Origin of the sequence: Corynebacterium parakroppenstedtii (assembly GCF_019754935.1) — a bacterium.
GTDB classification, from domain to species: Bacteria; Actinomycetota; Actinomycetes; order Mycobacteriales; family Mycobacteriaceae; genus Corynebacterium; species Corynebacterium parakroppenstedtii.
Genome location: NZ_JAGSOA010000001.1, coordinates 921886 through 941433 on the forward strand (window position 1 = coordinate 921886; position 19548 = coordinate 941433).

Sequence of the window (19548 nt, forward strand, 5' to 3'; positions counted from 1 at the left end):
GAGCGTGATATTCCAGCGCGGGCTACGCGAACGGGCTACACATGCAGACCGCACTCGGTTTTTTCCTTGCCTTGCCAGCGCCCGGACCGCGGATCCTCCCCCGCTTGCACCCGCGCCGTGCACGTTTCGCATCCGATGGAGGGGTACCCCTGCGTCGTTAGGGGGTGCCGAATTAAGTCGTGCTCGACGATGTAGTTTTCGACGTCGTCGTCGGTCCAGGTAATGATGGGGTTGATTTTCAGTCGCCCAGCCTTGTCGATTTCCAGGACGGGAGTGTGCGCGCGGGACGGCGCGTCGACACGCTTGAGCCCCGTGACCCACGCGGGATAGCCCGCCAGCGTTTCCTGGAGCGGCACGACTTTTCGCATGTGGCAGCAGAGGGTGGGATCGGTCGCGTAGAGATCCTTGCCGTAGCGTTGATCCTGCTCACGGCGGGTGAGATGAGGAACCACGCGAAGAAGCCGGTTCGAATACCGCTTCTCCACGGCATCCGCGACATCAAGCGTCTCGGCAAAGTGGTAGCCGGTGTCTAGAAAAACGAGGTCGGCGGCGGGAGCGTACTTCTCCGCGAGATCAGCCAAGACGGTGTCCTGCATAGATAGCGTGACCGCCAGCTTCGGAATATGCTCATGCGCCCACTGCATGATCTCTTCCGCGCTGGCCTTTTCCAGTTCCGCGGAGTAGTCGAGGGCCAAGTTCAGCATCTCAGCCCGATAATCATTATCGACGTCACCGCCGCCAGATGCGTTTTCGCCAGACGTATTTCCGTCACGTGCGTCGACGATGGGATCTTCAATCCCACGGGTGTGCCGGACGATCGGGGCCGGCGTGAGCCTCTCTGACCTCCGGGCGTCAGGCGCGGCGTCCCCTGCGCTGCGGGAATCAGGCGCATCCGTCGTCGATAAATGTTGGCCATGATTCGTTGTCGGGGTGGGCATGGAGAGTCACTCCTTAGTATTCACCGGTATTCACCGCGACGGGGCTCATCGGGATTGGTTTGATGATGAACACCGGCGGCGTGTGGCGGTTACTGCTAGTTTTGTTTGTTTACATTTCTGGGCAGGTATCCATGGAATTTCACGCTGAAAACATGGCAACATTCCCGACATTCCCAGGCATATTCGGTTTGCGTATCAGGGAAGAGCAATTCCGAACCACAATAAGGACAGTTATTAACGACGGCTCGGTTCGGATTCGAATGGCCTTTCTTTCCGGGAACATCGCGATGAAGTTTCGGCGCCTTATCCTCCTCTGGAATATCCGTATTGGCCGTATAAGAATTCCTATGCGAGTCCGTATCGGAATGGTGGCGGACGTCGTTATTGATTGCTGCTGTGCTCATTGCAAATCCTCGTCTGGGGCGCGGAGGACCCATTCGCGAAACTGTTCACCTTTGTTTCGATCGGCTTTATATTTAGTGACAAGCCTTTCGACGTAATCGGCGAGCCCCGCACTCGTGACCTTGTGGCCACGAAGTTTTCGTCCGAAATCGGGGTGGAATCCGAGGGCGCCGCCTAGGTGCACTTGGAATCCTTCAACGCGGTTGCCATCTTGATCGGTCACGATTTGCCCTTTGAGGCCGATGTCCGCCAGTTGCGTCCGCGCGCAGGAGTTGGGGCAGCCGTTAAGACTGATCTTTAAGGGAACGTCGAGATCACCTAAGCGTTCTTCGAGTTCGTCGGCTAACCGAATTGCGCGTTGTTTTGTCACAACGAGGGCAAGTTTGCAGAATTCCAAACCCGTGCATGAAATAATGTCACGCCGAAAACTCGACGGCTTTGCGGAAAGTCCCTCATTATCGAGGGCGTGAAGCAGATGAGGTACACGTCCTGGTTTTACGTCGAGAAATAAAAGTTCTTTATTCGGAGTGGTTCGAATACGACCCGACCCGAATTTGTCGGCGAGCTCAGCCAAGCGAATCAGCTGACGCCCCTCAGTGTGCCCAATCGTCGGTTTCACGCCTACATACTTCAGCCCGTCCTGCTGGTCGTGAACACCGATATGATCCCGATAACCTGGAGCAACCGGAGGCTCCACACCGTCACGGAGCGGATGACCCAGATAGTCGTTTTCCAGAACCGAACGCAGCTTTTCGACGCCCCAATCGGCGACCAAGAACTTCAGCCGCGCGCGGTTACGTAAACGCCGATATCCGTAGTCGCGGAAAATCGAGACAATTCCCTCCCACACGTCAGGAATTTCGTCGAGGGAAACGAAAACGCCGAGACGCTGCGCGAGCATGGGGTTCGTCGATAAGCCACCGCCTACCCATACATCGAAACCGGGCCCATGCTCAGGATGCCTAACACCGATAAACGAGAGATCCTGAATTTCGTGTGTGACATCTTGACGGGAGTTTCCCGAAATTGCAGTCTTAAACTTCCTTGGGAGATTTGAATACTCCGGCTTAGGAAGACGATTGTTTTTAATTTCCTCAATCGCCGGTGTTGCATCAATAATTTCATCAGCAGCGACGCCGGCGACTGGTGATCCCAGAATGACGCGCGGAACATCACCGCAACCAAAATTCGTGGACAACCCCACACTGTTCAGGCGATCCCAAATCTCCGGAACATCCTCGATCCGAATCCAGTGCAACTGCACATTCTGACGATCCGTAAAATCAGCAGTTCCCCGAGCGAAGTCGCGGGAGATTTCCCCGATAACCGCTAACTGCTCCGAATTAACGACGCCACCGTCCAAACGGACCCTCATCATGAAGTAATGGTCCTGGAGTTCAGCATTGCTTTTGATGCTTGTTTGCTCTCCATCCATGTCCTGGCGGCGCTGAGTGTAAAGACCGATCCACTTAAAACGGGGAGCGAGGTCATTCGCCGGGATGGAATCGAAACCCTGAAGAGCGTAAATATCCCGGACACGCTGAGCGACAGCAACGCCAGCGTCTTCGGCCTTGATCTTTTCGTCGTCGTTGAGGGCCTCGTAACCGTCTACAGCCCACTGCCCTTGAGGCTTCGGCTTGCGACGGGGGCGGGAACGTCCTCCCGCGGCGCGGCCACCCCCTGTGCGGCTACCTGTGCGTCCGCCAGCCCTCTGGGTGCGGGAAGCGCGACCCTCCGCAGCGCCTTGACTGGTTCTCTGAGCGCGGGGCGAATCAGTGTTTCGTGCTGCAGACGTATTTTCCGACCGGGCGCGAGTAGCGTCTCTCGTGCGAGACTGGGCGGAATCGTCAACGCCGGTAGCGGAGGAATCGGCCTGAGTTGTTTCGTTACGGGTAGGGGTTGTCATCGTTTTATCCTTCGCTGGGTTGTGGCGAGAAGCCGGATTAATTGGGTTGCGTTGAGAACTCGGGGTTTCACATCACGGGGCTAACGAATCGGATGCCGTTAGCTGGTCGTCTGGCTGGACGGCACTTGGTGGGGCCGCCGTCGGCGAGGAAGTTAGGTGAGCATCGGTTCTTCGTCACTTCCTCGTCGGTTGGAATGGCGCATTGTGTACTCCACCGTCCGTGGCAGGGTGATTGTTTCAGCTTCCCCGTGAAAGGACGATCACAACTCTTTGCTTACGAAGCAGTTATTATGTGCCTCACAAGAGCCTGTTTCACCTGATGAATGGGGTTTTCCCAACCAGCACACTGCCTAACTTCAGAGTCCCAAACGATTCCCTAGTGATAGACCAAGCTGTTTTTGATTGTGTTAAAATTTTAGACCGCTCTGTCTATTTCTTCAACTTTTAAAGACATCGTGCCCCTGACACTGAACTAGATGCCTGCTCAGCTGCAACCTCAGGACCGCCCGCCTTGATCACTTCTGCCCCGCGCACATCTGCACGCTTGCCTGACCGGAGATAACGCGAAGACGAGTCCCTACGCGAACCCCCGTCGTCATACGTCGAAAACCGGTCTGACCTTAATTTTTCCTCTCTGGTCTGGACGTATTGCCGAGCCCAATTGCCTGCAATCATCCCAAAACCAGCAGCCAAGACGACCGCTTCCCACTGAGATGCGTGACTGACGCCGAGTGCGTCGAATAAAACCTTGACATTCAGCCCAACGAGCAGCACGCCGACCGCGCCACCGAGAACCGACGCATTGACTTTCCCGGCGAGCCACGCGGCGAACGGAGCGGTAATAATTCCGCCGATGAACAGGCCTAATGCCGGCGCAGCATGATGTTCAACTTCCCTACTCAGCACGGGAATGAAGCCCAGCGTTGCCGCAGTTGCGACAAGGAATTGCGCGGCCAGGACCGTGCCAACTATCCGCCTCGGCTCCCGTTTCCCGGCCGCCATCAGCGCCGATGTGGTCATTGTTCCCCAGCCACCGCCGCCCGTGGCGTCGAGACCTCCGACTACCAAACCAAGGATGCCGAGGCGCTTTGGCCCCCACACTGTCTTCGCTTGAATTGTGACGAGCCCGATAAATCGCAAAACAATGAAAGTCCCCAAAGCGACGAGAATCGCGGCGGTCAGGGGACGTGCTGCTGAAGCGCTGGCCTGACCCAGAACACGTGCTCCGATAAACGCTCCGAACGCACCCGGGGCACCCAGCGATAGAGCCAGTTTCCAGTCGACATTTCCCATTTTCCAGTGGCTAAGACCCAGCGCAAGGGTGGTGCCCACCTCAACGAGGTGAACGATTGCCGACGCCGTTGCCGCCTGCACACCGGTGAAAACCAGCAGCGTTGTTGAGGTAACCCCGTAGGCCATCCCCATGCTCCCCTTGACCAGCTGCGCACCAACGCCGATCAGGAGAAAAATAATTATTGCTTCCATGGGCTCGCCTTCGCACTACGTTGTCTAAGGACTGCCCGTCTAAAGTAGACCGAGCGGTCTAGGTATTGGAAGCGAAATTACCCCTCCCCGTTCACTACGTCAACATTTCTGCGACACGGTGTCCCCCCGGTTGATTGACCTGGAAGCTCTTCCTTGACTCCGCCGCTTTCTACATCCCCAATACCTCGACATCAATGCCGCAGTGCCAATGCTTCGGGGTTGATCCCAGTAATAGAGATACCGATCCCGAAGTGCCGGTCTCCGACTCACATTCAGACGGAAACGTCTCCGCCGCAAAACTCCGACATGACATATCCCCCGCCAGTCCCGGGCCAACTTCAACGATTCCCGATTCCGCCTAAAAGGCGGGACCTCATATGTTGGCCCGGAGCCCCATCATGCCGGCATCCTAAGCGTCTCCCTTTGAAGCTGCCGCATAGCTACCAGCGTGCGAAGCTTCCTGGTTGTCTGACGCTGACGGCTTCGGGTCCACAGCATAAAGCTCGTCACCCGACGTAATCTCGCTGGGCAGAGACTGAACCAACCGATGCAGAGGGCCTACACGTCGATAGTTACTGACAACGACCGGGGTCGTAACTTCGTACCCGGCTCCAGTAATCCCCTCGATGTCGAATTCGCCCAAAACCTCACCGGCTTCGACAACATCACCCTGTTTTTTGTGAGGCGTGAAGTACTTACCTTTTAAGTTCACCGTATCGAAACCAATATGCATCAAAATGTCCAATGGTTTCCCATCTTCACCTTTACCGCGAACGGCGAAAGCGTGCCCAGTCGGAAAAGCAACAATAATTTTCCCGCTGATCGGGGCAACAAGTTTTCCTATCGATGGCTTAATAGCAACTCCCGGACCAAGTTTTCCTTGTGCGAACATTGGCTCACTAATGGATGAAAGTGGGGATACTTCTCCGGAAAGCGGAGCATAAACCGTTTTTGCATTTTCCGAAGGCGAATCCGCAACATCATCGTCGGCAGCCTCGGAGGCCATCGAACCAGTCGGCACCGCTGCATTATTGGCGGCTCCCACATCGACCCCGTCGGGAACGTCGGGGTCGATTGTCCCTTTCCGGACAAGCGAAAACTTCCCATAACTGAAAGCCGCAATGAACGAAAGCGCGAAGGTGATGACCGCGCATATCAAGAAGTTGCCCCAGTCACCAGCGCGCATCGACACCACACCGACGAAACCAGCAGCACCTAAAGCCATGGCCTTCACGTTGAATAGAGCGATAAGTGCGCCACCGATAGCTCCTGCGCCCATCCCGATATAGAAAGGCCAACGTAAACGTAAATTGACACCGAAAATCGCTGGCTCGGTAATACCGAATACAGCGGAAACTCCCGACGCACCTGCAAGCCCTTTTAATTTTTCATTCTTCGCTAGGAAGAAAACAGCTAACGCGCCTGCACCTTGAGCAATATTTGCCATCGATGCGATAGCAAAGATAAACGATCCGCCTTGGTTCCATAACATCGTCTCCACGGGCGGGAAGCTCTGGTGGAGACCCGTAATAACGATCGGAGAATAAATAAGACCGAAGATGAAACCACCGATCGGACCACCAGCGTCGTAAATATTTTGAAGTCCTACAGCGAGCTCATCACCGACCCACCGCAGCGCAGGGCCGACGGCAATAAAAGTCACGAAACCCGTGATCAACAGGGTAAGAAGGGGTGTGACCATAAAGTCGACGGTGCCTTTAAGTCGCTTATGGAACGCCTTCTCGATGGTTGCCAAAATCCAAGACACCGCAAGCACAGGAAGTACGGTTCCCTGGTAACCCGCTTGAGCAACATGCAACCCGAAAAGATCCCAATATTGCATGGATCCCTTATCAATGGCTTCGGCGACGTCATAGCCATTCACGAGGGTTGGCATCACCATGGCCATACCAATGCCGGCGCCTAAAAACTCGTTGCCCCCGAAGCGTTTGGTCGCGGTAAAGCCAACCAAGACAGGCAAAAATGCGAAAGGAGCGGAGGCGAGGAGGTTTATTATCTCCGAGACTCCGCTGATTTGCGGGTACATCGCGACTAACGAACGAGAACCGAAAAGTCCTTCGGCAGTCAATACATTATTGAGTGCCATGAGCAGACCCCCACCGACCAGGATCGGGATAAGGGGAACAAATATATCGGCGAGGACTTTTACTCCCCGTGTGAACCAGTTGCTTTTCTCAGCCGCAACGCTTTTCAGTTCCTCTGTCGTCACGGAAATATTCTTGGAGGTAAGCTTATCCAGTTCGCTAAATACTTCATTTACATCCCCGGGGCCGACAATAATCTGGAACATTCCCCCGGTCTCAAAGGTTCCTTTTAAGTCGGGGTCATTATCGAGGGCTTGGGAGTCCACTGCCTCGGTATCATTGAGAACCATTCTTAGCCGAGTGGCGCAGTGAGCTGCAGCCACTATGTTGGATTCGCCGCCGATAGCGTTGAGAACCCTTTCGGCAACCGCCTTGTGATCCACTATTTCTCCTATTCATCCCTGCCAAAGCTAGTGACGATCACTATCTGCTAGTAGTACTAAAAAGATATCTACTTGTCTTACTTAAGAGTGTTGAGCTGTCCTTTGCCTAAAAGGAATTTCTTATTATTGTGCTGGATTCAAAAATACAGCCCATACGCAGGCACGAAGGAGCCTGCTAAGAAGTCGCTAACAGGCATTAACAGTAACAGATACCGCAGGAGAAATAGCGATGACCTATGAAGGACATTCTTTTGTTGCACGGGGGACAACTATCCGCACATACAGATCTTGATAAAACCAAGATGTCTCGAAGAGTTTCGCACGACCATGGGATGAATCAACCCGGGAAAACGATAAGATAACAGCCGCACTCACACTGCTATGTAAACCCAATCCCGGTCTTTTTTAATGGTGTAAAACAAGGCGCATTACTTTGATCACAAACACCTGTCGAATGCGTAGTTGGACGAATAAATCCATCCGCGCAACCGATCACATCGGGCTCGTCTCTTCGCGCAATTCACACCAGGTCTCCCCCGCCGAAGGATAAACCATCGACGAGAATGCTATTTGCCCTCCACCAGCCAACACCTCTAACGTGCAGCCGTCGACGATTATCGACGTCGGCCCTTGCATGTATTCCGTATCAATATCAGCCACCCGCACATCACCATTAATCTCGACCGATATCCTGCCGGGCTCAACGTCGACCCGTGCCGCTTGGCTGCCACCCGTGTCGGTAAGTACCACGGAATGCACGACGTCACTACCACTCGGTGCAGCCACCTCATGGTGTTGAACCCAAAACGGACCGTAGTTTTTTAGCTTCGCGGCTTCAGCTGCACACGAACGTATTGTCCCTGCATCCGGCAGGAATGACTGAACCAGCCGATAATCCTGCAGCACCACGCGACGCGGCATCGTTAGCGAGTGAACCCATCCCGCGGCTGACACAGTGGGCGCATCGTCGGCATCGGGAAGCCCCATCCACCCCAGAATGACAGCAGAATTCCACACACCAGAATCCCGCCCTGACCGTCGTCGGCAATAAGAATTTTCTCCCGAGCTCGAATTATCAACTAGATGGTCGTGATCCTTTAGATAATCTTCCGTACCGGGTTCGGTTTCCTCATTGCCTTCCTTATTAACCTTTCGCCGATCAGCAATTCGAGATCCATCTGTAAATTGAGGAGCATAAAAAGTATGACCGTAATCGAGCTCCGAAAACCCTCGAATGACAGAAAATGTCGTGCCTTCGAGCTTGCCGACGATATAGCCGCACTGATCACTGCTAGCGTAATGCCGAACACCATTGATTCGGCGCTCAGAAAGGCCCTGCGGGCACATGACCAAAACGTCCAAATTCTCGCCTGTGCTGCGATCATGCATCCGGAAGAGGTTTGGACACTCCCACATATAGCCACGTGGAAGAATGTCCGGAGCAGAACCGGGCTGCGCATTTTTTACGTCGAAAATAAGCTCGCCCTCGTAAGCCCAGTGAACTAAATCATCAGAACGATACAAAGCAATTCCGCCGGTGAGATCATTCCGCTGTGCACCGATGACCATTCGCCAGCGTCGTTCTCCTCCATAATCTCGCGTTACCATGGGATCACGGAAATGCTCCGTAAACCCCGGGGCAGGTCCATCGATGACCGGGTTTTCTGAGTAATGACGAAACTCCATACCGACAACCGGATCATTCGTCGCGCGAACCAGATTTTGAGTTGTGCGGCGACGGATTTTTCCATCTTCCAGTGGAATTTTGACATTTCCCGTGTAGAAAATCGCTAACGAATCCTTATTGTCTTTACTGTTTCGCTCATTCTCATTAACGACGACGGTATTTCCGGAATAACAACCCTGCATGTCATAGGAATGACTCGGATACAAAGAATCGGGATGATGCGTAATACGCCAGGCATTCTTCCCAGAAATAGGCACGGAAGCATGGCCCCAACCCGTGCGTTTAGGAGTACTAGGGAAGACCGGGTCGTGCTGATAAAAAATGTGGAGGGTGTTACCGACGATGAACAAACCATTCGGGTCATTCAACCGACCCTGGAGGGGCGTGACGTGCAGAAAAGGCCGCATCGAATTGGCTGTCATGCCACTATGGTAGCGGTTTGGCTCTATACGTTGACGTCGCGTTTGGGGGCTAACACTCGGTGGTTGGCTGCGGGTGATGGTGGGTTAGCGTCGGGAAGAGTACTCAGCCTCCCCCGGGTACGGCCGTAAGTGTTAAGCATAAACATGGAGAAGTACCTAATATTTCGCGTTGATCCATTGTTTTTTGCACCTCACTCCTGAAACGCGGCCGAACGTGCATGCCTAAAACGCGGCCGAACGTGCATGAGTTTTCGGGATTACGAGAGCACTTGTAGTTAACGCGTACCTCATCGGGTCAATCTCAAGCCCACATGCCTTCGTCATAGGAAAAACTGCGGGGGAATGTGGGCCGTTACTGAGAGAAATGCGGAGGTATATGGCGGAAAAATGGCCGAAAATTGACCATATCCCCCTGCAGTTTTCTGAGTCTGGCATATACTCCCGCAAAATTCGGGCGCCGATTCGTCCTGGGCGGAACAACGCGCTGCGCACACACCACACACGACACAACACTGAACGAGGTCTCGTGAAACCTGCGTCGAACAACTGCTACATCACACGGACGACCACATCAATCCAGTTCAACAGGCAAAATCGCTGCACGTAGCCTCATCATAACCTCATATCTTGTCGATCATTCCGACTTGCGCGCTCAAGGCCGGAAAACTCCCTCGTTTTATTTCCGGCTTGTTACTAACACGCACCCCATCAGCACAAATGCCACGAAATATTAAGTTATTGTTTCCGATGCTAAGAATCATCCCGGGGAGGTCTAGCGTAACGAGCAATTACTTGTTAACACGAAGGGAGACCGAGATGGCATCGCCTGAGGTCACACCAAAAATGTCGGGGTTCGTTCGCGGCAGCGCCCACAACACCCACGCCCCCACCACACGCCAAGACCACTCATTGCACCGAGGCGTCGGCAGTATTGGCCTACTGTTCGCCAGCGTCGGATCCATCATCGGCTCCGGGTGGTTGTTCGGATCAATGGTCGCTGCTCAAGCGGCCGGCCCGTCGGCAATAATTTCGTGGGCACTGGGCGGGGTCATGATCCTGTTCATTGCCCTGTGCTACGCCGAACTCGGCACCATGTTCCCCTTGTCGGGCGGTGTCGTCCGGTACCCGCACGTCGTGTTCGGCGGTTTCGCGTCATACATGACCGGGTGGATCAACTGGATTGCGGCGCTCGCGCTCCCTCCGATCGAGGTCATGGGCGCGCTGACGTACGCCACGAAATACGGCCCGTTCACGCACGAACACGTGGTCGGCGGACAGACTGTTCACACGCTCACGCCGTTGGGAATTGCGCTTGCGGTACTGCTCATGGCGGTTTTCGTGGTCATCAATTACTTCGGAATTCGTTGGTTCAGTCGTATCAATAACGTATTAGTGTGGTGGAAACTCGGGATTATCAGCCTGGTCGTTGTTTCCTTTGTTGCACTAGGTTTTCACGGCGGCAACTTCACCGCGGGCGAAGGCTTTTTCTCCCACGGTTGGCACGGAGTCTTCACCGCCATCGCAACGTCCGGAATCGTCTTCTCTTTCCTCGGTTTCCGACAAGGCATCGAATTGGCCGGTGAAACAAGTAATCCGCGCCGAAATGTTCCCTTGGCCGTCGTCGGCTCTGTTCTTATTTGTATTTTGATTTACGTTGGGCTTCAGACAGCTTTTCTAGGCGTTCTTCCGCATAGTGTGATCGCGAACATGGGCGGACATTGGTCCAACCTCAACTTCAGCGACTCATTCGGGCCGCTCGCCGCAATTTCCACGATGCTCGGGGCGGGCTGGCTCGCCGTCCTCCTCTACATCGACGCGATCGTGTCGCCCGCCGACACCGGGCTGATCTACGTCACGACCACCGCCCGCATCTCGCACGGCATGGCCCGGAACGGCAACGCCCCAGCTAAACTCGCCACGACGAACCGCCACGGTGCGCCCGTCGTCTCGATGATCGTCGCTTTTGTCGTCGGGCTCGTGCTCTTCCTCCCCTTCCCATCGTGGCAGCAAATGGCCGGGTTTATCTCGTCGGCAACCGTCCTATCTTTTGCTTCAGGCCCGCTAACAATGGCGGCGCTGCGCAGCCGACTCCCCCACCACCAGCGCACATTCAAAGCGCCATTCGGGCACCTCCTGCCCATGCTGGGATTCATGTCGTCGAACCTGCTGGTGTACTGGACCGGGTGGACCACCGACCTCAAACTCTTCATCGCCATGGGGCTGGGGCTGGTGCTGCTCGCGGTCAACAAAGCGTTCAGCCGGCACGAGGCGATGAACCGTTACAACATGGCGTTCCGCGCGGGCTTCTGGTACATCCCGTGGCTCACCGGGCTCGCGATCATTTCGTATCTCGGGGACTACGACGGCGGGATCGGGCTGCTTCACTTCGACACCGCTGTGCCCGTGATTGTCGTGTTCTCGCTGGCGATTTATTGGATGGCGGTTCACTTTTCGTTCCCGGCTAAGAGGGTTGAATTTCTTGCCGACGCTATTACGCGGGAGGCCCGGGGCGACGTAGCGACGGGGGACGGGGAGGATGCTGCGGCCGTGGACGGCGCTGAGCCTGGGGATCCCGGTGAGCCCGAGGAAGATGCTGCCCTCGCTCCGGTAAAGGCTTAGGTTGCTCCGGTAAAGGCTTAGGTTACCTGGGCGATCAGGGATTGGGATCGAGTGTGGGGGCCGAGATGCCCGGAGATTGGCCGAATCTCAGGGCTCGGCGCTGGCACCCGCCAAAACTGCGGGTGGATATGCGCCACTACTGAGAAAAGTGCGGGGGAATGTGCAAGAAAAATGGCCAATAATTGACCACATACCCCGCAGTTTTCGAACACCGTCATATTCCCCTGCAGTTTTCAGGCACCAATCCGTCCCAACCCAGCAAAATCGCCCAACCACACCCCACGAAACAAAACCCCGACGCCCACGTGACCGACACACCTCAACGCTCTACTGTGATAAGTATGCATTCAACGAAACTTGTGGTGATAGGCCTAGGCCACGTGGGCTCGTCCGTGGTCACTTTTGCGATGGCATCGGGGTTGTACTCCGAGATCGCTGTTATTGACACGAAAGAGGGGCTGGCTCTCGGCGAGGGCCTCGACCACTCCCAGTCAACCGGCGTTCCCGGGACAACGAATACGTACATTCATGAGGGCACTTACGACGACACCCGCGACGCCGACGTGATCATTTGCGCAGCTGGGGCGTCGATTGTGCCCGACCCGGATCGCCCGGATTACGTCCCTCCTCGTTCGCTCCTGGCTAAGGTTGGGGCGCAGGCCGCCCGCGACGTCATGAAGAATGTGTCGGAGCGCACCAAGGACCCGGTCATCATTTTCATCACGAATCCTTTGGATGCCGTGGTTCATATCGCGTCGACGGAATTCGATTACCCAGCGTCGAAAGTGTTAGGCACGGGAACCATGCTCGATTCGGCGCGTCTGCGCTGGGCTGTGGCACAGGAGCTCGGCATTGACCCGAAGTCGGTGACCGGCTACATGATGGGTGAACACGGGACGACGGCAGTGCCGATCCTGTCGAACCTCAATGTGCAGGGCGTTTCCTGGTCTGAGCTGGAGCGTTGGAGTGGCAAGGACCTACCGTCGCGCGACGACATTAAGCAGCGGGTCGTTGATTCGGCTTACGACGTTTTCTTTGCGAAGGGCTGGACCGACGCGGGCGTGGCTCGCTCCGCCAACGTGCTGGCCAAGTCTGTGCTGCTTAACGAGCGCTCCGTCCACCCGGTCTGCTCGCGCCTCGATGGCGAGTATGGCCTCGGCGACATCTCCATGTCGGTGCCGGCGGTGTTGGGTTCCGAAGGGCTGATTCGTCGCCTTCCTCCGATTGTCGACGCTTGGGAGCAGGAGAAATTGGAGGAGTCGGCTGATTCTATCCGCGCCGTGTATGCCGAGGCGACCGGCGAGGAGGCCTAGTGAGCATCTATCTCACCGGTAAGCGCCTCATGGACATGACCGTCGCCCAGGTCCATGAGCTGTACAAACTCCGCGTCAATGTTTTTGTCTACGAGCAGGAAAGCCCCTACAGCGAGATCGACGACACCGACATCCACCCCGGGACTCAGCACCTCCTGGCGTACGAGACCGAGGGTGGCGTGCACCTCATCGGGACGGCCCGAGTTTTCGGGAAGCCCGACGAGGGGCAGCACATCGGCCGCGTTTGTGTGGCTAAGGATGCGCGCGGGCACGGGATCGCGACACAGCTGGTGAAGAAGGCCCTCGAGGTGTGTACTGAGCGGGCCGCGGGGATCGACCCCAACAAGGGCGCGCTGGTCGAGGTCGACGCCCAGTCCCACCTCGTCGATTGGTACGAGCGCTTCGGCTTCGTGGTTGATGGCGAGGAATTCGAGGAAGCTGGGCGCCCGCATAAGCACATGAGCATGCGGATTTAGGTCATCGATTGCCGACGATCGACGACGGCGGTTTTCGACGGCCGACGACGATTGCCGGCGCCACGCACCCACGCCACCACACGCCGCCCGCACGCTGCCCACACGCCACTGATCTGCAGCCACACAGCGTCCCGTGTACAACGGAAATATGAACGCTACCGACATTTTCGTTGATTTCGCCTCACGACCCATCGATGCCGCGAAGGGCCTCCCCGACCTCGCCCCGGCCCAGCTCAACGCGCACCCCGGCGGCCACGACAATTCCATCGCGTGGCTCCTCTGGCACGCTGGTCGGGAGGTAGATATGCAATTATCGCAGCTCAACGGCTCCGAACAGATATGGACCACCCAAGGTTTCAAGGAGCGTTTCGCCCTCGACAACGGCGATTCGCTCGGCTACGGGCACTCGGCCGAGGAAGCGCGGTCCATCGTCGTCAATGATCAAGAACTGCTCGTGTCCTACGTCAGCGAGACATTGAGCGCGCTCATCGCGTACGCGGAGTCGGGCGTTGATTGGGATGAGGTCATCGACCGCGATTGGACGCCCGAGGTCACGCGCGGTGTGCGCATGGTTTCGATTGTCGACGACGCTGCTCAGCACGTCGGGCAGGCCGCGTACATCGCGGGGATGCCCGAACTATAGAGCAGAAATACCGGAACTAAAGAGCTATGGCCGTGGTGGCAACGACGAACACCGCTAGCACCCGCCGATCACGGGATGGCACCGGGAGTAAACTCGGGCGACTCTGGAAATAAAGCCAGAAAACGAGCACCTAAAATCCATAAGTTTTTCAAAACGTTTTCGTTTAAGAGGGGTTTAGCGATACTTCCAAAAGTGGTCCAGAGGGGCGTTTCCCCTGATATGAGCGGGCTCTGCAGTACCGTTACTATCCCGATTTCGGTGCAGTCCAATCGCAAGATCTAACGTGTCTGCTGCTGCCAAAGCTTCGCGTGTCCACGTAGCGGCGTCATGGACAACTGCCCGCCAATCGTCCACGGCGAAATTCTTTGTGGGATCAAATCCGATCAGCCCGTCTTTCTCTACTTCATAGGCACGACGAGCAGCATAAGTAGCGAGAGCTGAGCTAAACGTACATCCTGTTCCGTGCGTGTTGGTTGTGTCTACTCTGTCGTGACTCAGAAAGACTGTCTCACCATGGTCAGCGACAACCTCAGTAACCTGCGGTCCGTCGTCACCGAAGCCATTATCTGGCCCACCCGTGACAACAATGACAGTTTTTAGTGCCTCTGCCAGGGAAGATGCCGCTTCTGCAATTGCAGATGTCAATGATTTTTCTTCAGCGGTACTCGTTTCATCGCGACCGACTTCATGAGTTGCACTACTGCCTTCGTCGACTGCACTATTCCGTTCTTCGGTTGTATTGCTGTCCGGTTCGGTGATAACTGAACCAGATTTCTGTTTTTCCTGCCCTGGTGCTTCTCCCACCAATTTCGCGAGATGTTTCCGCAATACGTCGGGCACAGGTACATCCACCATGTCGCAAAGCCCCACAAGTTCACGACCATTCGGAGTTAACGCATCAACGCTACGGGCAAGCTCGACGAAGCCATCTATCACTTCCGAATTACCTTCCACTAACGAGCTACCACTTGACGCCACCATCACCGGATCCCACACCACGGGCACAGAAAAAGGTAAGGACTTCAAGGTGCTAGTAATAGTCTCTGCGGTAGAGGACCGTCCGACCATTCCGATTTTGATCGCGTCAATCGGATAATCGTCTACGACGGATTGAATTTGTTGAGCCACAAATTCTGGATCCATATATTGGGCACCATCGACGCCGCGTGTATTCTGCGCGGTTACCGCTGTAATAGCCACACAGCCAAAACCTCCGAGAGCGGAGATAGTTTTCATATCTGCTTGTATGCCAGCGCCTCCGGACGAGTCCGAGCCAGCGATAGTTAACACCACGGGAATCGGTGATGATAACTGAGCTGATACATATTTCGGGGAGGAAGGAGAAGAAGTCATACCTACACACTAAGCCAGATTCCTCCTGGACAACAGGTTTCGTAGCGTCATACGGGACGCCACGTTAGATTTGTGTGCACAGTAAATTTTTCTATGAAACCCCATCAAATAGTTAGCTCGCCTACCATAACGGTATGGCCTCTGAAAAAGCTCACACTGCGAACTACTCTGCTCAGCACCCCGAACGTCGAATACTAGTCACCGGTGCCACTGGCTACGTTGGCGGTCGCGTCATACCCGAACTACTCCGTGCCGGCTTCACTGTTCGGGCCTCATCACGGAAACAAGACAGCCTACAACGATTCGACTGGTTCGATGACGTCGAACCAGTCGAAGCCGACCTCATGGAGCCCGACGATGTTCGCGATGCCATGGAAGATGTCGACGTCGTCTTATATCTCGTCCATTCCATGGGCGGCAAAGATCAAGACTTCGAGGAAGCTGAAAAGAAAACAGCCGAAACCATCGCCGCAGCGGCCGCCAACGCCTCTGTACGACAAATCATTTATCTTTCCGGGCTTCACCCCCGTGACAAACAACCGCATGAACTATCAAAACATATGCGGTCTAGAGAGAACGTCGCCACGATTCTTCACGAAAGTCCAGTTCCCACCATGACTCTTCGTGCAGCCACGCTGATCGGATCCGGCTCTGCATCTTTTGAAATCATCCGCCACCTGGTTGAACGGCTCCCTATCATGGTGACTCCCCAGTGGATCACTAACCGGATTGAGCCCCTGGCGATCCGCGACGCCCTCTACTACCTCGTTCGGGCATCGGACTTGAGCGATACCGTTAATGATGGCTTTGACATCGGCAGCGGCGATGTCCTCCGGTTCAAAGACCTCATGAAGATTTATGCCCACGAGCGCCATCTACAACGAATCATTATTTCCTCCCCCATCTCGCTTCCCGTGGACAAGCTCTCCGGCAAATGGATTGGCTTCGTCACTCCTGTCCCCGCTTCTATCGCGGAACCCCTGGCAGAATCGATGGCAGAAGATGCGATCACCAACGAACATCGCATTGCTCAGTGCATCCCCGATCCTGAAGAAGGGCTCACACCATACACCGAGGCAGTGCGACTAGCTATCTCGCACGATCTCAACGGAGGAGTGCCCACATCATGGGATTCCAGCTGGAATGTTCCCAAAGCTACTTCAGAGGCCGCTCCGCAGGATTCTCAATCTCATAACGCGGACACACGGAACTCAGCTCCGAACCACACCCTCCCCGCCGAGATCTCTCCCACAGACCCATCGTGGGCAGGAAACAATGTCTACCAAGACACTCGATCGGTCGAATCTGATCTTTCTCCGGAACAAATTTGGCCCGTCGTCGAGGGGATTGGCGGTGACAACGGATGGTACTCAGCACCACTGCTATGGCACATTCGTGGAATCATGGACAAGCTTTTCGGTGGACCGGGGCTAGGGGGACGTCGTGATCCTTTCGCTCTACGACGAGGCGACCGCGTGGACTGGTGGCGTGTAGAAAAAATCATCCCTAACCGATTACTAGCGCTCAAAGCTGAAATGAAGCTGCGCGGGGAGGCGTGGCTAATACTGGAAATTGAACCTTCCGACGACCACGAAACAGATCCAGACAGTCCTCGAAGCCGCTACCGCCAACGAGCAATCTACGAACCCGACGGATTATTAGGCCGACTGTACTGGTGGGGGGTCTACCCATTTCACGCTGTGATTTTTCCCGTCATGGCCAAAAATATTCTGAAGAGAGCACAAGAAGAAAGTGAGGGTAGAACAACTAACCCGCGGTAACCATACAAACCATGACAAATGGCACTATCCCATGCCACCGCCGTCGGCTGTACTTGGTTTATGACCAGTTCACGCACCGCCATCGATGTCCACGACGTCACTCGCACTTTCGGGAAAACCACCGCGGTCGACGGTGTCTCACTATCCATTGATGCCGGCGAAGTCGTTGCCATACTCGGCCCCAACGGCGCAGGTAAATCCACACTTCTTGACCTCATCCTGGGGCTGACGCAACCGGACACCGGCACGATCTCCGTGCACGGTTGCGCCCCAGCGAGTGCAGTGCGCGCCGGGCTTGTCGGCGCCGCACTCCAAGACGGCGGCCTGCCCAGCACCATGACCGTCGAGAGAATGGTACGAACCCTTATCTCCGTTCACCCCCAACGCCTGAGCCCCAGCGCGGTCCTGCGCGATCCCGCCCTCGAGCGGCTGAGAAGGCAGAAAATCGGGAAGCTCTCGGGTGGTCAGCGCCAACGACTACGGCTGGCTTTAGCAACCATGTCGGCCCCGCGGGTTCTTATTCTCGACGAGCCCAGCTCGGGGCTAGATGTCACGACACGGTCTGAGATGTGGAGCACCATCCAATCCATGGCCGATGACGGCATTACCGTGCTCTTCGCCACGCATGACCTCACGGAGGCAGAACGATATGCCGGCCGCGTTATCGTCCTGAACAACGGAAAAATTGTCGCCGACGGGACACCCGAGCAACTGACCTCCCACTACCCCACCATTATTCGTGCTTCGCTAGCAACTGCCGGCGACGAGAGCGTGCGGAATAGTTCTGCGCGCGGGTTCACGCCCGGCGCGTCCGAGGTGACGGTGCCCGGCGCGACGCAAACCGGCGCGACACAGCCTAGCGCTGCTATGACCGCCGATGATCATATTGACGATCGAATTAAGGCTTGTCTCTCGGCAAACGACACCTATGAGCGGCACGGCGGCGAGGTCACTATCCACACCACTCGCTCTGACCAGGTGTTACTCGACACATTACAGCAGAAATTGCTCGTTCATCCCACGGTGAACCGCGCTGCGCTCGACGATGCGTTCAGCGAACTTACGCGGTGAACCCACCCCTCGACCAACGCTTACACAAGGAGTTACAGATGAATTCCACGCGCCCAATATCAAACACGCCCCCAACTCCAAGCACACCATCACCCACCACACCACTACAGGCCACGCACACTCATACCCACTCACCACAGCGCCAGAAGAACACGACAACGCCCCGAACTCGCTCAAGGTTAACGTCGACAATGTTGTATAGCTGGCACTATTTCACGGAGCTGCTTCGTCGGCCAGAAACACTGATATTCTGCCTGCTTCTCCCCGCCGCCCTGTACCTGATGTTCGGGACGGCCACGGAGAACTCGGGCGCCGTACTGAGGGAGGGCAACGTGTCGGCGTTCATCATGACGGGGATGGGGCTCTACGGATCCGCCATCGCCATGACCTCGATTTCTGGTAGCGCGACGCAGGCTCGGCAGGAGGGGTGGAACCGCCAACTTCATCTCGCGGGGCTCACCACGACACAGTCCGTAGCTGGGGCGATTGTCGCTATGCTCGCGTTCGCTGCTCTTCCCATCGTGGTGACGTTCGGCGCCGCGATCGCAACAGGTTCCCAGTTCGACCATGTATGGCAGTGGATAGCAACAGGTGTTCTGAGCTGGCTCGTTACACTCCCCTTCGCCGTTTATGGGCTCGCTGCTGCACTCTGGCTGCGCACAGAAACCGCGACGGGAATCTCGTCGGGATCACTGGTCATTCTGGCTTTCTTCGGTGGAGTATTCATGCCATTACAGGGCACGCTTTTCGACATTTCGCGTTTCACACCCTTCTACGGACCGATCACCATCGCGCACTGGCCGCAGATGGCAGGCGATCAATTCGGTAGCAACGGGAACCTCATAATGACTGAATCCCCGGTTTTCGCGCTCTCCATTACACTCATGTGGACCGCAATTTTCGCCCTCCTGTGCGTCGTAGGGGCACGAAGAGCCATTAAAAAATAAGCGCCGAAACCACAGCC

The 19548-nt window shown here is 55.8% G+C and carries 15 protein-coding genes; 7 read left to right on the forward strand and 8 right to left on the reverse strand.

Going from position 1 to position 19548, the window contains the following annotated elements:
• Nucleotides 1-35: 35 nt before the first annotated feature.
• The 6 genes from KCQ76_RS03875 to KCQ76_RS03900 form a co-directional block, all read right to left on the reverse strand.
• On the reverse strand, nt 36-938 hold the full coding sequence (locus tag KCQ76_RS03875) for a phosphoadenylyl-sulfate reductase (RefSeq protein ID WP_052722150.1): 903 nt from the start codon (nt 936-938) through the stop codon (nt 36-38).
• 95 nt (nt 939-1033) lie between these two features.
• Entirely contained in the window at nt 1034-1342 is a 309-nt protein-coding gene (locus KCQ76_RS03880) for a hypothetical protein (protein WP_231725353.1), read from the reverse strand.
• Complete coding sequence (locus KCQ76_RS03885; protein ID WP_231725355.1) at nt 1339-3246, reverse strand: nitrite/sulfite reductase; 1908 nt, start codon at nt 3244-3246, stop codon at nt 1339-1341. Before KCQ76_RS03885 ends, KCQ76_RS03880 begins: the two co-directional genes overlap by 4 nt.
• Nucleotides 3247-3690: 444 nt before the next feature.
• Nucleotides 3691-4731 carry a sulfite exporter TauE/SafE family protein gene (locus KCQ76_RS03890; RefSeq protein ID WP_046203572.1) on the reverse strand — a complete coding sequence of 347 codons (1041 nt, stop codon included), beginning with the start codon at nt 4729-4731 and terminating at the stop codon, nt 3691-3693.
• 409 nt (nt 4732-5140) lie between these two features.
• Entirely contained in the window at nt 5141-7219 is a 2079-nt protein-coding gene (locus tag KCQ76_RS03895) for a sucrose-specific PTS transporter subunit IIBC (RefSeq protein WP_046205096.1), read from the reverse strand.
• Between the two features lie 492 nt (nt 7220-7711).
• A complete protein-coding gene (locus KCQ76_RS03900; protein ID WP_046203570.1) occupies nt 7712-9328 on the reverse strand; it encodes a glycoside hydrolase family 32 protein in 1617 nt (538 codons plus the stop codon).
• Nucleotides 9329-10144: 816 nt separating this feature from the next.
• On the opposite strand from KCQ76_RS03900, the gene KCQ76_RS03905 reads away from it, so the two are divergent.
• The 3 genes from KCQ76_RS03905 (at nt 10145) to KCQ76_RS03915 (ending at nt 13736) form a co-directional block, all read left to right on the forward strand.
• Entirely contained in the window at nt 10145-11947 is a 1803-nt protein-coding gene (locus KCQ76_RS03905) for an APC family permease (RefSeq protein ID WP_052722149.1), read from the forward strand.
• 341 nt (nt 11948-12288) lie between these two features.
• Nucleotides 12289-13260 carry a lactate/malate family dehydrogenase gene (locus tag KCQ76_RS03910; protein WP_046203569.1) on the forward strand — a complete coding sequence of 324 codons (972 nt, stop codon included), beginning with the start codon at nt 12289-12291 and terminating at the stop codon, nt 13258-13260.
• Nucleotides 13260-13736 carry a GNAT family N-acetyltransferase gene (locus KCQ76_RS03915; RefSeq protein ID WP_046203568.1) on the forward strand — a complete coding sequence of 159 codons (477 nt, stop codon included), beginning with the start codon at nt 13260-13262 and terminating at the stop codon, nt 13734-13736. Before KCQ76_RS03910 ends, KCQ76_RS03915 begins: the two co-directional genes overlap by 1 nt.
• On the opposite strand, the gene KCQ76_RS10965 is transcribed toward KCQ76_RS03915, so the two are convergent.
• Complete coding sequence (locus KCQ76_RS10965) at nt 13733-13861, reverse strand: hypothetical protein (protein WP_260626233.1); 129 nt, start codon at nt 13859-13861, stop codon at nt 13733-13735. The two genes, KCQ76_RS03915 and KCQ76_RS10965, sit on opposite strands and share 4 nt — an antisense overlap.
• Before the next feature lie 23 nt (nt 13862-13884).
• On the opposite strand from KCQ76_RS10965, the gene KCQ76_RS03920 reads away from it, so the two are divergent.
• Nucleotides 13885-14379 (forward strand): DinB family protein, encoded by a 495-nt coding sequence (locus KCQ76_RS03920; RefSeq protein ID WP_221914794.1) that lies wholly within the window; start codon nt 13885-13887, stop codon nt 14377-14379.
• Nucleotides 14380-14553: 174 nt separating this feature from the next.
• On the opposite strand, the gene thiD is transcribed toward KCQ76_RS03920, so the two are convergent.
• Nucleotides 14554-15732 (reverse strand): bifunctional hydroxymethylpyrimidine kinase/phosphomethylpyrimidine kinase, encoded by a 1179-nt coding sequence (gene thiD / locus KCQ76_RS03925; protein WP_052722148.1) that lies wholly within the window; start codon nt 15730-15732, stop codon nt 14554-14556.
• A gap of 134 nt (nt 15733-15866) precedes the next feature.
• Between thiD and KCQ76_RS03930 the strand changes: the two genes are divergently transcribed.
• The 3 genes from KCQ76_RS03930 to KCQ76_RS03940 all read left to right on the forward strand — a co-directional run bounded on the left by KCQ76_RS03930 (nt 15867) and on the right by KCQ76_RS03940 (nt 19531).
• Entirely contained in the window at nt 15867-17513 is a 1647-nt protein-coding gene (locus tag KCQ76_RS03930; protein WP_046203566.1) for an SDR family oxidoreductase, read from the forward strand.
• Between the two features lie 60 nt (nt 17514-17573).
• Nucleotides 17574-18584, forward strand: coding sequence for an ABC transporter ATP-binding protein (locus KCQ76_RS03935; protein WP_052722147.1), 1011 nt, complete (start codon nt 17574-17576; stop codon nt 18582-18584).
• A gap of 191 nt (nt 18585-18775) precedes the next feature.
• Entirely contained in the window at nt 18776-19531 is a 756-nt protein-coding gene (locus KCQ76_RS03940) for an ABC transporter permease (RefSeq protein WP_046203565.1), read from the forward strand.
• Nucleotides 19532-19548 lie beyond the last annotated feature (17 nt).